Source organism: Roseivivax isoporae LMG 25204 (assembly GCF_000521865.1).
Classification (GTDB): Bacteria; Pseudomonadota; Alphaproteobacteria; order Rhodobacterales; family Rhodobacteraceae; genus Roseivivax; species Roseivivax isoporae.
Genome location: NZ_JAME01000009.1, coordinates 134,099 through 146,753 on the forward strand (window position 1 = coordinate 134,099; position 12,655 = coordinate 146,753).

Genomic DNA, 12,655 nt, shown 5'->3' on the forward strand with positions numbered 1-12,655 from the left:
TTCAGTCGGGGATCGAGAAGACCTGGCCGGGATAGATCAGGTCGGGGTCGCGGATCTGGCCGGCATTGGCCTCGAACACCCGGACGTAGAGGATGCCGTCGCCATATTGCGCGCGCGCGATGGCCCAGAGCGTGTTGCCGGGCTGGACGGTGACCGCCCGGATGCCGGTGCCCTGCCCTTCGGGCGCGACGGCGGCGAGCGCCGCTGGGCTTTCGCGGCGGAACGGGCTTTCGGCGCGTGCCGTCACGGTGCCGTCTGACCCGATCCGGTCTACGCGCAGCGTGTAGTCGCCCGCCCGCACGCCCGCCGGCAGCGCCGCGCGCCAGACCCCTGCCGCGCTGACCGGCACCGTCAGGACCGCGTCGTTGTCGAGGTAGAGCCGCACGGTGCCGTCGGTCCCGCCCGCGCGGCCGGTGACCGATACGCTGCCGTCGGCGGCATAGCTGACCGCGTCGACCGACACGAAATCCTGTGCCTCGGGCCGCGGCGCGGGCGCCGGCGTCGCCGGTTGCAGGACGCTGATGCCCTCGGGATCGGCAAGCAGGACCGCCGTCTGCCGGGGGACAGCCCCGCCGCCGGTCGCGCCCGCCACGTCGGGGGGCGGTCCCGCCTCTCCGCCGGTGGCGAGGACCTCGGTCGCCTGCTGCGCCCCGGGGTCCGGCAGGGGCGCCTCGCCGGCCCCCGCCGCGGACGCCACCACCGGCGCCACGATGACCTCGGCCTCGGAGGCGACGGGCGCGCCGCCCTCCGCCGCGCTTTCGAGCGTCAAGACGTGGCCCGTATCCCCCGCGGGCATGTCCATGAACGCGACGAAGGCACCGTCGGGACCGGCCGTCACCTGCCCGGCATCGAAGCCGTCGACCCGCACCGTCACCGACGCCCCTGGCGCGGCGCGACCCGCAATCGTGGCCCCGCCCGCGGGATCGACCCGCACGAGGTCGAAGCTCGGCGGCGGCCCTGCCTCCTCCGGCAGGCCCGGCGCCGTCTCGGCGGCTTCCTGCGGCAGTGGCGCAGTGGGTGGCGCGGGCGCCACCGGATCCGCGGGCGCCTCTGCGGGGTCGGTCGTCACCAGCGCCGCCTGCGCGGGCGCCTCGGGCTGATCGGTGGGACGCACGACGTAGAAGCCGACGGCGACCAGTGCCAGCGCGGCCACCGCGCCCATGACACCGCCCGACACGCCCCGATGCTTCCCGTCCTGTGACACCTCTTCTCCAGTCCATCGCAGAGCGGCCCGGCGCATGACGCCGGTGCCTGGTTGAGCAAGCATATCAATGGGACTATCACCGGTCAAAACACACTTGACACGAAGGATCCCGCCCCATGACGACCTTTTCCGTTTGCGTCTACTGCGGATCCCGTCCCGGCCGCAATCCGGCCCATGCCGAGGCCGCACGCGCCTTCGGCGAGGCACTCGGGCAGAACGGCTGGCGGCTCGTCTACGGTGCGGGCGACGTGGGTCTCATGGGAGAGGTCGCCCGCGCGGCGCAACTGGCCGGGGCGGACACGTTCGGGGTGATCCCGCAGCACCTCCTCGACCGCGAGGTCGGCAAGACCGACCTGGCCCGTTTCGTCGTCACCGAGACCATGCACGAGCGCAAGAAGGTCATGGTGATGAACGCCCACGCGGTGGTCGTGCTGCCGGGCGGGCCCGGGTCGCTCGACGAGTTCTTCGAGGTCCTGACCTGGCGCCAGCTCGGCCTGCACGACAAGCCGATCTTCCTGCTGAACGTGGACGGTTTCTGGGACCCGCTGCAGGCGCTGCTCGACCATGTCGCCGCCGAGGGCTTTGCCGAGCCGAGCCTGCTGAAGCTCGTTCAGACGTGCGACTCGGTCGAGACGCTTCTCGATGCCCTGCGCCGCGCGCGGTCCTTGCGGAACGACGCACCCGAATAGAGCGCGAGCGCGGTCCAGATCATCCCGAACGCGGCCGCCTGGACCCAGCCGAACGGTTCGCGGAAGACGAGCGTCGCGCAGAGGAATTGCAATGTCGGGTTCAGGTACTGCAGGAGCCCGATCGTCCCGAGCGGCAGGCGCTGCGAGGCATGGCTGAAGAGGATGAGCGGCAGCGCGGTAAGCGGGCCCGCGAGCATCAGGAGACCGGTCAGGCCCCAGTCCTGCCCGTAGACCCTGCCCGGGCCGTCGCCCGCATGAACGAGGGCGAGGTAACCGAGTGCCAGCGGCGCGAGCAGCAGCACCTCGGTCGTGACGGTGGTCACGGCACCGGCGGACAGCTTCTTCTTGGCCGCGCCGTAGATGCCGAAGCTGAGCGCGATGAGAAGCGCGATCCAGGGCGGCGCGCCGAGATGCCAGCTGAGCGCCGTCACCGCCAGCGCGGCAAGCGCCACCGCCACCACCTGTGTCCGGTCGAGCCGCTCGCCGAAGGCGGCCATGCCGATCAGCACGGCCAGCAACGGGAAGATGTAGTAGCCGAGGCTCGCCTGTGTCGCGTGCCCCGTCTGCACCGAGTAGATGAAGAGGAACCAGTTGACCGAGATGGCGCTTGCCGACACGGCGAGCGTCACGGCGGTCCGGCGGTCCGACAGCACCTCGACGATGCGGCGGAGGCGGCCCTGCAGCGCAAGGACGCCCGCGAAGAACACGAACGACCAGAACGTGCGGTGCGCCAGCACCTCGAGCGCCGGAACGGGTGTCAGCAGCTTGTAGTAGAGCGGAGACAATCCCCAGATGGTGCAGGCCGCGACCATCGCCGCGAGCCCCACGTGCCTGTCCTGCATGCCCCGGTCCCCTGCCCTTGCAGGGTCCGGTCTAACGGGACGGCGCGGCGCGGTCCAGCCACGCCGCGCCAGGGCATCATGCCGCCGCGAGGTCGTTGCGGATGACTTCCGCGACCTTGTCGAGCGGATGGTTCGTCAGCGTCTTCGGCACCTCGGCCACGACCTTGGAGGCAACCTCCTTGTGCATCTTGTTGCGCAGCTCGCCCAGCACCTGCGGCGCGGCCACAAGCACGATGCGCTCGAACTTGTGCTTGTGCGCCTGCTTGTAGAGGATGTCCGCGAGGTCGTCCGCGAAGCGCTCCTTGGCCAGTTGGTGCCAGTCGGTATCGTCCATCGCCGAGCGCTGCCCGACGCCCGTGTCCTGCATGCGACCGGGCTTGTTCGCCGACTGGTCGATGTCCTTCGGATTGTCCTGCGCCTCCTCGCGCACGACGTTCAGCACGGGGATGTCCCCGTCGAGGTCGTTGCGCAGGAACAGCGCCTTCTCGCCATCGGCGATCAGCACCCAGGTGCCGTTGGTGAGCTTCTCCATCAGACGCGCTCCTTGTCGCCGCTGCCGTCCTCGTCCTGGCCCTGGGGCCGCGTCGTGCTGTCGGACGTGTCGTCGTGACGCTTCTTCTCGTCGCGGGTGCCGACCTTGCGGGACATCTCGCCGCCGGCCCGGTCCGCGTGGCCGGGTGCGGGCGGGAGGTTCTCGGGCTTCTCGCCCAGAACGTCCTCGGTCTCGCGGTGCCCGTCCTGGGATCTCTTGCGCTCAGGCATTGTCCAGCCTCCTGCGTTTTGGCGTGTGAGGACAGAACGCCGCCCGCGCTAAGTCGTTCCTGTTGCGGGCAATTCCGCCGGGTCAGCAGGCACGAAAAAGCCCCGCGCGCAGGGCTGCGCACGGGGCCTGGTCCCGCGGTGCGGGAAAGGTCCGGTCAGGCCTTCGAGAGGCGCTCCGCGACGTTCTCCCAGTTCACCAGGTTGTCGAGGAAGTTCTGCAGGTATGCCGGGCGCTTGTTGCGGAAATCGATGTAGTAGGAATGCTCCCACACGTCGACGCCCAAGAGCGCGGTCTGGTCAAAGCAGAGGGGGTTCACGCCGTTCTCGGTCTTGGTGACCTTGAGGCTGCCGTCCTTGTCCTTGACGAGCCACGCCCAGCCCGAGCCGAACTGGCCCGCACCCGCGGCGGAGAACTCTTCCTTGAACTTGTCGACCGACCCGAACGCCTCGGTCAGCGCGCTTTCCAGCTCGCCGGGCATGCCGGTGGTGTCGGGCGACATCATTTCCCAGAACTGGTTGTGGTTCCAGTACTGCGAGGCGTTGTTGAAGATGCCGGACTGCGCCACGGCCTTGGGGTCGTAGGTGCCCTTGATGATCTCCTCGACCGACTTGCCTTCCCACTCGGTCCCGGCGATCGCCTTGTTGCCGTTGTCGACATACGCCTTGTGGTGAATGTCGTGGTGGAACTCGAGCGTCTCCTTGGACATGCCCTTCGCGGCAAGCGCGTCGTGGGCATAGGGAAGATCGGGAAGTTCGAAAGCCATGTCAGCCCCCTTCAATTCGGTTGGGTTCAGCAGAAGCGCCGCGTGATAGGTGTCCCGGCAGACGTGTCGCGTCAAGGCCGGTCCTCACGACGCCGTGTAGGGTCACAGCATCAACGCAGCCGCCTCTGGCATGTTCCTCCACCCTGGAAGCGCGTGTCGAACCCCGCGGGCGTGGCCGAGATCTCCATCCGGCCGGTCGCCTTGAGATAGGTCGCGCGGTAGAGCATGCTCGGCGCGTAGGTGCCGCCGCGGTCGCGCACCGCGATCGACCACACGTAGGTCGTGCGGGCCGCGTTGTCGGCGGCCACGCGGGCACCGACGGGGCCCGCATTGAACTGCAGCACCACGGTGTCCGACACGATCGCGGTCTCGGCCCCCACCTCCCGGCCGATGAACAGCGCCTCGGGAATCCAGTTGCCGCCGCCGTACTGGCGCAGCTCGCAGACCAGAAGCTCCGCGGCCGACGCGGGCAGCGGCAGGGCGCCGGCGACGAGGGCGACAAGCGCGAGGACTTTCATGGAAGGACTCCGGACCGATGGGTCCGGCGGAGTATCGGCAGTGGCGCGCCACGGCACAAGCCCGCGCGCCCGGGGAAACACCCCGGACACGCGGCCAGGCGATCACGTTTTCAGAAGTAGCCGACCGTGCCTGCCGGATGCGCCGCGTTTCGCAGCAGCGCAAAGACGTAGTCGGCGACCGAACGGAAGCAGATCACCTGCAGGCTGCCATCCGCGTCGAGCCAGAAGGCCGCCGCCGCCTGCGACAGTCGCGAGCGCCGGATCGTCCCGGGCGCGAAGGCCCCGGGCGAGACGTCCGCGGGTGTGAGCTTTGCCAGCGTCTCGCGCAAGGCCGCCTCCTCGCCGCTCAGGCGGAAGCTGGCGCGCGCGTCCGACACGTTCACCGCAAGCGCGTGCCGCCCCGACAGCGCCTCGGCCATCCGCGCCGAGAGCGCGGCGGCATCGCCGTAGGGGCAGAACAGCAGGAACTCGTCGGGCGACATCCAGGCGAGACGGCGCGCGCCGTCCGCGACGATGGACAGCCGGTCGGGCAGCGCGATCCCGGCCACGTCCGAGACCGGGCCGGACAGCGCGTCCGCATCGCCGCGGAGCGTGACCATGCCCTGCGGGCCCAGGTCCTCGACGACCACGCGGCCCTCGTAGCGGGCCCCGGGCTGGGCGGAGGGTGCGTCAAACATTCTGCTTCTCTCCTTCGGCATCGAAGAACACCGGCGACACGATCCGTGCGGTCACCGTCCCGCCGTCCTCGCGGCTGAACGCGACCTCCTCGCCCATGCGGTCGGGGCCGTTCAGGACGAGCCCCATGGCGATGCCGCGGCCGAGCGTCGGCGAATAATAGGTCGAGGTCACCCGCCCCTGCGTGTTGCGCTGGCGGTTGGCGTTGCGGCCCGCGGCGACGGCATAGGACCCTTCGGGCAGGACGCTGCCATCCACGGTCTCGAGCCCCACGAGCTTCCAGCGGGCGGGATCGGTCATGTGGCTGCGTGCCTGCGCGCGCTTGCCGATGTAGTCGTCCTTCTTCTTCGAGATCGCCCAGTCGAGGCCCAGGTCCTGCGGGATCACCGTGCCGTCGGTCTCGTCGCCGATCATGATGAAGCCCTTCTCCGCGCGCATGACGTGCAAAGCCTCTGTCCCATAGGGGGTTGCGCCGAATTCCTCACCTTTCGCAAGAAGCCGCTCCCAGAGCTCGAGCCCGCGGTTCGCTGGCACCGCGACCTCGAAGGACAGCTCGCCCGAGAACGAGATGCGGAAGATGCGCGCAGGGATCCCGCCGAGGGTGCCCTCGGTCCAGCGCATGAACGGCAGCGCCTCCTTCGAGACGTCGATGCCGCCGAGCTTTTCGAGGACCTTTCGGGCGTTCGGGCCGACCACGGCGATCTGCGCGTACTGCTCGGTCACGTTGGCGGTGAAGACCTTCCAGTCCCACCACTCGGTCTGCAGCCATTCCTCCATGGTCGCGTGCACCCGGTCGGCGCCGCCCGTGGTCGTGTGGCAGAGGAACGTGTCCTCGTCGATCCGCGCCACCACGCCGTCGTCGACGAGAAAGCCGTTCTCCGAGCACATGAGGCCGTAGCGGCAGAAGCCCGGCTTCAGCGTCGACATCATGTTTGTGTAGAGCATGTCGACGAAGCGGCCGGCATCGGGCCCCTTCACCAGGATCTTGCCGAGCGTCGAGGCGTCGAGCAGCCCGAGGCTCGCGCGCGTGGCCGAGATCTCGCGCCGCACTGCGTCGGGCTTGCTTTCGCCCGCGCGCGGGAAGCAGTAGGGCCGCCGCCACTGGCCGACGGGCTCCCACGCGGCCCCGTGCGCCTCGTGCCAGCCATGCAGGGGGGTCCGGCGGATCGGCTGGAACAGCGCGCCCCGCGCCTCGCCGGCGATCGCCCCCATCGACACGGGCGTGTAGGGCGGCCGGAAGGTCGTCGTGCCGACCGCCGGGATATCTTCGCCCAGGGATTGAGAAAGGATCGCCAGTCCGTTGATGTTGCTGAGTTTCCCCTGGTCCGTCGCCATGCCGAGCGTGGTGTAGCGCTTGGCGTGCTCGACGGATTCGAACCCCTCCTGCGCGGCCAGCATGACGTCCGACACCTTCACGTCGTTCTGGAAGTCGAGCCAGGCCTTGCGTCGGAGCGCCGGGGCCGCATTTGCGGGCATCACCCAGACCGGCAGCATCGGGGCCTCCTCCCGCGCCGCCGCGGCAGGCGCCGGGCCCGCCTCGGTGCCGGCGGCCGCCGCACCGGCACGGACCGCGTCCGCAAGCGCTTCCGCGAGCCCCAGGTGGCCGTTCGCGGCCCCGGCCGCACGCGTCACCGCGGTCCCGGCGGCACCGGACGGCGCCTGCGCGGGATCGGGACGGAAGAACGCCTCCTCCGCGTCCCAGGCCAGCTTTCCGCCCGCATGGGACCACAGGTGCACCACTGGCGACCAGCCGCCCGACATGGCGACGCAGTCGCAGGGGATCACGTCGAGCACGCCGCCCTCGCCCGCCTGCGTGCAGATGCCGACGCCGCGCACGCCGCGCAGCCCCTTGACCTTGGCGATGCCCCGGCCGGTCAGCACGCGGATGCCGCGGGCCCGCGCGGCGGCCATCAGCGCGCCGCCGCCCTCGGGGCGCGCGTCGACCACCGCCGGAACCTCGAGGCCCGCGTCGTGGAGCGCGAGCGCGGTGCGGTAGGCATCGTCGTTGTTGGTCACCACCACGGTGCGCCGCCCGGGCGCCACCGCGTAGTTCACCACATAGTCGCGCACGGCCGAGGCCAGCATGACCCCCGGCAGGTCGTTGCCGGCAAAGGAGAGCGGCCGCTCGATCGCGCCGGTGGCGGTCACCACCTGGCCCGCGCGGATCCGCCAGAGCCGGTGGCGCGGCGCCTCGTCCTCCGGCGCGTGGTCGGTGATGCGCTCGTAGGCGAGGACGTAGCCGTGGTCGTAGACGCCCGCCCCCATGGTCCGGGTGCGCAGGGTGACATTGTCCATGCCGTCAAGCTCCTGGACCGCGTCCCTCACCCAGTCCGCGGCGGGCTTTCCGTCGATCTCGCCGCCATCGACCGGGGCGCGGCCGCCCCAGTGCGCATTCTGCTCGACCAGCAGGACGCGGCGCCCGGTGCGCGCGGCCGCCAGCGCGGCAGCAAGGCCCGCGACGCCGCCGCCCACCACCAGCACGTCCACGTGCACGTGGAAATGCTCGTAGCGGTCGGCATCCCGCGCCTCGGCCGCCGGCGCCTTGCCGAGGCCCGCGGAGCGGCGGATGAATGGCTCGTAGACATGTTTCCAGAACGGCCGCGGATGCATGAACATCTTGTAGTAGAAGCCGGCGGGCAGGAAGCGCGCGAGCGCCGTGTTCACCGCACCCACGTCGAAGTCGAGCGAGGGCCAGTGGTTCTGGCTCTCGGCCGCGAGGTCGGGAAAGATCTCGGTCGTGGTGGCGCGCTGGTTCGGCTCGAACCGGTCGCCGCGGCCGAGGCCGACCAGCGCGTTCGGCTCCTCCGCGCCCGACGCGACGATGCCGCGCGGGCGGTGATACTTGAAGCTGCGCCCGACCAGCGTGCGGCCGTTCGCGAGCAGCGCCGCGGCGAGCGTGTCGCCGGCGAAGCCGCGCAGGTACCTGCCGTTGAAGGTGAAGCGGACGGGCGTGGAGCGGTCGATCAGGCGGCCGCCCGCGGGCAGTCGATGGCTCATCGTTCAAACCTTGCGCTGGCGGAGGCGGCGGGTGCCTCCGGCGGGGATATTTCTGCCAAGAAGAAGCATCAGGCGGTTCTGTCGGCGATCGCCGCGAGGAGGTCCTGCGGCGGTTCGGTCACCTGGGCGGGATAGGTGCCCCAGACCTGCATCGTGCGGGTGTCGCGCGCGGCGTGGAACCACTTGCCGCAGCCATGGCTGTGGCGCCAGCGCTCGAAATGCACCCCGCGCGGGTTCTTCCGAAGGAAGAGGTAGGATTCGAAGTCCGCGTCGGCGCTGTCCGGCCCCGAGCGCGCGAGATGCGCCTCGCCGCCCGGATGAAGCTCGGTCTCGTCGGCGGCGACGCCGCAATAGGGGCAGGTGAGCGTCAGCATGCGGGGCTCCTCCGGGCAAAGGAAATCCCGGCCGCGCCAGGCGCGACCGGGAGGAAACGGGGATGTGCGGCGCGCGCGGCGGATGCGCGGCCGGATGCGGGATCAGTTGCCGCCGGACGCCTCGGCGCCGGCCGCGGCACCGTCGTCGCCGGCCGCGGCACCGGCCTCAGCGCCGGTGCCGGCAGAGCCTTCGGCCGCGGCTTCGCCGCCCTCGCCGCCCTCGACGCTGATCGAGACGTCGCCGCCCCCGGCGCTGCCGGTCGCGCCGTCGGGTGCGCCGCCGCCCCAGAAGACGAAGGCCAGGATGCCGACCGCGACGACGAGGCCGCCGACGATGAAGGCGAGCGGGCCGGAGCCGCCGCGCTCGACGCGGGTCTCGCGGGTGTGGGTGTGGTGGCTGGTGTTGTGGTCCGACATGCGAAGTCCTCGGTGTCCTGCTTTGCGGACAGAACGCCGGCGAGCTGATGCCGTGTTCCGCGCGGTGCGCGGGAGCGGCGGTTTCCCGCCGACCCCTGCCCCGCGCCGGCCGCCGCTGCCGGGGCCATCAGTGCGCCACCCCGGCGGCGACGGATTCGTCGATGAAGCGGCCCTCGCGGAAACGCTCGAGCCCGAAGGCGGCGGCGAGCGGGCCCGGTTCGCCCCGGGCGATGAGCTCGGCCGTGGCCCAGCCCGAGCCCGGGATCGCCTTGAACCCGCCGGTGCCCCAGCCGCAATTGATGAAGCAGTTGCCGAGCGGCGTCTTCGAGATGATCGGCGAGCGGTCGCCGGTCATGTCGACGATCCCGCCCCATTGCCGCAGCATCTTGAGGCGCGAGATCATCGGGAAGGTCTCGATCAGCGCGCGCACGGTTTCCTCGATGTGGTGGAAGGATCCGCGCTGCGTGTAGTTGTTGTAGCCGTCCGCGCCGCCGCCGATGACCATCTCGCCCTTGTCGGACTGGCTCATGTAGCCGTGCACGGTGTTGGCCATGACGACCACGTCCATGCAGGGCTTGATGGGCTCGGAGACGAGGGCCTGCAGCGCGACGCTCTCGATCGGCAGGCGGAAGCCCGCCATGTCGGCGAGGTGGCCCGAATGGCCGGCGACGACGATGCCAAGCTTGCCGCAGGCGATGTCGCCCTTTGTCGTCGTGACCCCCGTCACCTGGCCGTTCTCGGAGCGGATGCCGGTGACCTCGCATTTCTGGATGATGTCCATGCCCATGTTCGAGCAGGCGCGGGCATAGCCCCAGGCGACGGCGTCGTGCCGCGCGGTGCCCGCGCGGTCCTGCCAGAGGGCGCCGAGCACCGGATAGCGCGGGCCGCGGAGCTCGATGATCGGGCAGAGCTCCTTGACGCGGGCGGGCGAGATGAACTCTGTCTTCACGCCCTGCAGGGCGTTGGCGTGCGCCGTGCGCTTGTAGCCGCGCACCTCGTGTTCGGTCTGCGCCAGCATCATGACGCCGCGGGGGCTGTACATGACGTTGTAGTTCAGGTCCTGGCTCATGGTCTCGTAGAGGCTGCGCGCCTTCTCGTAGATCGCGGCCGAGGGATCCTGCAGGTAGTTCGAGCGGATGATGGTCGTGTTGCGCCCCGTATTGCCGCCGCCGAGCCAGCCCTTCTCGAGCACCGCCACGTTCCGGATGCCGTGGTTCCTGCCGAGATAGTAGGCGGTGGCGAGCCCGTGGCCGCCGGCGCCGACGATCACCACGTCGTATCTCTTCTTGGGCGTCGCCTTGCGCCAGGCGCGCTCCCACCCGGTATGTCCGCGGAGCGCCTCCCGGGCGATGGCAAAGGCGGAATAGTGCTTCATGGGCGCGCCCTCGAATCTGGGGTCGATGTCTTCGGGCCTCTTTGCACCCTTCCCGGCATCCCCGTCACGTCGCAACCGTCACAATGCGGTGCAGTTGCGACATGGCCCCCCGCGAGGGCCGCGCGGCCCCCGGGTCGCGGCTGCGTGTCACGGGGATTTGCCCTTTCGGCGCAGCGCCCGGCGGGCTAGGACGGACGCCAGTTGCGACGGAGGAGAGGCGCGTGACGACGTTCTGGATCCTGACCGCCTTACTCGCGGTGCTGGTGGCGGCGCTCCTGGTGCTGGCGCTCCTGCGGGGCGTGCGCGACACGCGCGCGGGCGAGGCCTTCGACATGCAGATCTACCGCGACCAGCTGACCGAGGTGGAGCGCGACCGGGCCCGCGGCGTGATCGGTGAAGAGGAGGCCGAGCGGCTGCGCACCGAGGTGTCGCGCCGGCTGCTCGCGGCCGACCAGAAGGCGCGCGCGGCGGCGTCGGGGGACGGCCAGCCGCGGGGGCCGGGCCTCGCCATGGCGGGTCTGATCGCGGCGCTGGTGCTCGGCGGCGCCTACGGACTCTATGCGCGGCTCGGCGCGCCGGGCTACGGCGATCTCGGCCTGTCGGACCGCATCGCGCGGGCGGCCGAGGCCCGCGCCAGCCGTCCCTCGCAGGCGGAGGCCGAGGCGCAGGCGCCAGCGAGCGCCGCGCCGGAGGCCTCGGAGGAATACCGCGACCTCGTGCAGCGGCTGCGCGGAGCGGTCGCCGAACGGCCCGACGACCTGCAGGGCTACCGGCTGCTCGCGCGCAGCGAGGCGGCGCTCGGCAACTTCGCCGCGGCGCACGCCGCGCAGGCGCGCATCTTGGCGCTGCTCGGGGACGGGGCGACCGCCAAGAACTATGCCGATCTCGGCGACATGATGGTGCTCGCCGCCGGCGGCTACGTCTCTCCCGAGGCCGAGCGCGCCTTCGAGGCCGCGCTGAGCCGCGATCCGCAGAACGGCGTCGCGCGCTATTACGCGGGCCTGCTCGAGGCGCAGACCGGCCGGCCCGACCGCGCCTTCCGGATCTGGGACGAGCTCCTGCGCGACAGCCGGGCGGACGATCCCTGGGTCGAACCGGTGACGGGGCAGATCGGGTCGATGGCGCAGCGCGCGGGCGTCGCCAACTACAGCCCGCCGCAGCCTGCAGGCATGGCTCCCGGCCCGAGCGGGGACGACATCGCCGCGGCGCAGGACATGGACCCCGAGGCGCGCATGGAGATGATCCGCGGCATGGTCGCGCGGCTGTCCGAGCGCCTCGAGACCGAGGGCGGCAGCGCCGAGGAATGGGCGCGGCTCATCGGCGCGCTCGCGGTCATGGGACAGGCGGAACGCGCCATGGAGACCTTTGCAGAGGCCGAGACCGTCTTCGCCGACGATCCGGAGGGACTGCGGCTCTTGCGCGAGGCGGCCCAGGGGGCGGGGATCGGCCAGTGATCCACGAGGCGTTCGAGGATTTCGCGGCCGCCCTGCCCCCGGTCGCGGCGCTGGCGGGGCTCGATCTCGGCGACCGGACCATCGGCGTCGCGGTGTCGGACCGGCTGCGTTCGGTCGCGACCCCGCTCGAGACGATCCGTCGCCGCAAGTTCGCGCAGGACGCCGAGGCGCTCACCCGGCTCCTGGCCGCGCGCGAGATCGGCGCGCTGGTCCTCGGCCTGCCGCGCAACATGGACGGAAGCGAGGGCCCGCGCTGCCAGTCGACCCGCGCCTTCGCGCGCAATCTCGCGCGGCTCTGGCCGGGCGAGATCGGGTTCTGGGACGAGCGCCTGTCCACGGTCGCGGCCGAGCGCGCGCTGCTCGAGGCCGACACCTCGCGGCGGCGCCGGGCCGAGGTCATCGACCATGTGGCGGCGGGCTACATCCTGCAGGGCGCGCTCGACCGCCTGCGTCACCTGCGCGCGACACCGGAGGGTCAGGGCGCATGAGCGACGACGTGGCCTCGCCCTGCATCAAGGTCTGCGTGATCGACCCGCGCGCGCGCCTCTGCACCGGGTGCCTGCGCACGCTCGACGAGATCGCCG

At 71.2% G+C, this 12,655-nt stretch carries 15 protein-coding genes; 4 read left to right on the forward strand and 11 right to left on the reverse strand.

Features of this window, described 5'->3' with window-relative positions; genetic code table 11:
* Position 1 precedes the first annotated feature (1 nt).
* Complete coding sequence (locus tag RISW2_RS08020) at positions 2 to 1,177, reverse strand: LysM peptidoglycan-binding domain-containing protein (RefSeq protein WP_156943795.1); 1,176 nt, start codon at positions 1,175 to 1,177, stop codon at positions 2 to 4.
* A 143-nt stretch (positions 1,178 to 1,320) separates the two neighbouring features.
* Here RISW2_RS08020 and RISW2_RS08025 point away from each other — a divergent pair, with 143 nt between their 5' ends.
* Positions 1,321 to 1,893, forward strand: a complete 573-nt coding sequence (locus tag RISW2_RS08025) for an LOG family protein (protein ID WP_043768871.1) — start codon at positions 1,321 to 1,323, stop codon at positions 1,891 to 1,893.
* On the opposite strand, the gene rarD is transcribed toward RISW2_RS08025, so the two are convergent.
* From rarD to RISW2_RS08075, 10 genes are all read right to left on the reverse strand, one after another.
* A complete protein-coding gene (gene rarD, locus RISW2_RS08030; RefSeq protein WP_043768873.1) occupies positions 1,815 to 2,735 on the reverse strand; it encodes an EamA family transporter RarD in 921 nt (306 codons plus the stop codon). The genes RISW2_RS08025 and rarD overlap by 79 nt on opposite strands.
* A gap of 76 nt (positions 2,736 to 2,811) precedes the next feature.
* On the reverse strand, positions 2,812 to 3,267 hold the full coding sequence (locus RISW2_RS08035) for a host attachment family protein (protein WP_043768875.1): 456 nt from the start codon (positions 3,265 to 3,267) through the stop codon (positions 2,812 to 2,814).
* The gene (locus RISW2_RS08040; protein ID WP_043768877.1) at positions 3,267 to 3,497 is read right to left on the reverse strand and encodes a hypothetical protein; all 231 of its coding nucleotides are present in this window, start codon (positions 3,495 to 3,497) and stop codon (positions 3,267 to 3,269) included. Before RISW2_RS08040 ends, RISW2_RS08035 begins: the two co-directional genes overlap by 1 nt.
* 155 nt (positions 3,498 to 3,652) lie before the next feature.
* On the reverse strand, positions 3,653 to 4,261 hold the full coding sequence (locus RISW2_RS08045) for a superoxide dismutase (RefSeq protein ID WP_043768880.1): 609 nt from the start codon (positions 4,259 to 4,261) through the stop codon (positions 3,653 to 3,655).
* Positions 4,262 to 4,371: 110 nt separating this feature from the next.
* Complete coding sequence (locus RISW2_RS08050; RefSeq protein ID WP_043768883.1) at positions 4,372 to 4,779, reverse strand: hypothetical protein; 408 nt, start codon at positions 4,777 to 4,779, stop codon at positions 4,372 to 4,374.
* 110 nt (positions 4,780 to 4,889) lie between these two features.
* Positions 4,890 to 5,456 (reverse strand): sarcosine oxidase subunit gamma, encoded by a 567-nt coding sequence (locus tag RISW2_RS08055; RefSeq protein WP_043768885.1) that lies wholly within the window; start codon positions 5,454 to 5,456, stop codon positions 4,890 to 4,892.
* Positions 5,449 to 8,451, reverse strand: a complete 3,003-nt coding sequence (locus RISW2_RS08060; RefSeq protein ID WP_043768888.1) for a sarcosine oxidase subunit alpha family protein — start codon at positions 8,449 to 8,451, stop codon at positions 5,449 to 5,451. The genes RISW2_RS08055 and RISW2_RS08060 overlap by 8 nt, the downstream gene beginning before the upstream one ends.
* A gap of 68 nt (positions 8,452 to 8,519) precedes the next feature.
* Positions 8,520 to 8,825, reverse strand: coding sequence for a sarcosine oxidase subunit delta (locus RISW2_RS08065; protein WP_043768890.1), 306 nt, complete (start codon positions 8,823 to 8,825; stop codon positions 8,520 to 8,522).
* 102 nt (positions 8,826 to 8,927) lie between these two features.
* Complete coding sequence (locus tag RISW2_RS08070) at positions 8,928 to 9,242, reverse strand: hypothetical protein (protein ID WP_043768893.1); 315 nt, start codon at positions 9,240 to 9,242, stop codon at positions 8,928 to 8,930.
* 127 nt (positions 9,243 to 9,369) lie between these two features.
* A complete protein-coding gene (locus tag RISW2_RS08075; RefSeq protein ID WP_043768895.1) occupies positions 9,370 to 10,617 on the reverse strand; it encodes a sarcosine oxidase subunit beta family protein in 1,248 nt (415 codons plus the stop codon).
* 221 nt (positions 10,618 to 10,838) lie between these two features.
* Between RISW2_RS08075 and ccmI the strand changes: the two genes are divergently transcribed.
* From ccmI to RISW2_RS23935, 3 genes are all read left to right on the forward strand, one after another.
* Positions 10,839 to 12,071 (forward strand): c-type cytochrome biogenesis protein CcmI, encoded by a 1,233-nt coding sequence (ccmI, locus tag RISW2_RS08080; protein WP_043768897.1) that lies wholly within the window; start codon positions 10,839 to 10,841, stop codon positions 12,069 to 12,071.
* Positions 12,068 to 12,559 (forward strand): Holliday junction resolvase RuvX, encoded by a 492-nt coding sequence (gene ruvX / locus RISW2_RS08085; protein WP_043768899.1) that lies wholly within the window; start codon positions 12,068 to 12,070, stop codon positions 12,557 to 12,559. The genes ccmI and ruvX overlap by 4 nt, the downstream gene beginning before the upstream one ends.
* The coding region (locus RISW2_RS23935) for a DUF1289 domain-containing protein (RefSeq protein ID WP_156943796.1) at positions 12,556 to 12,655 on the forward strand (100 nt) is incomplete at its 3' end. The genes ruvX and RISW2_RS23935, both read left to right, overlap by 4 nt.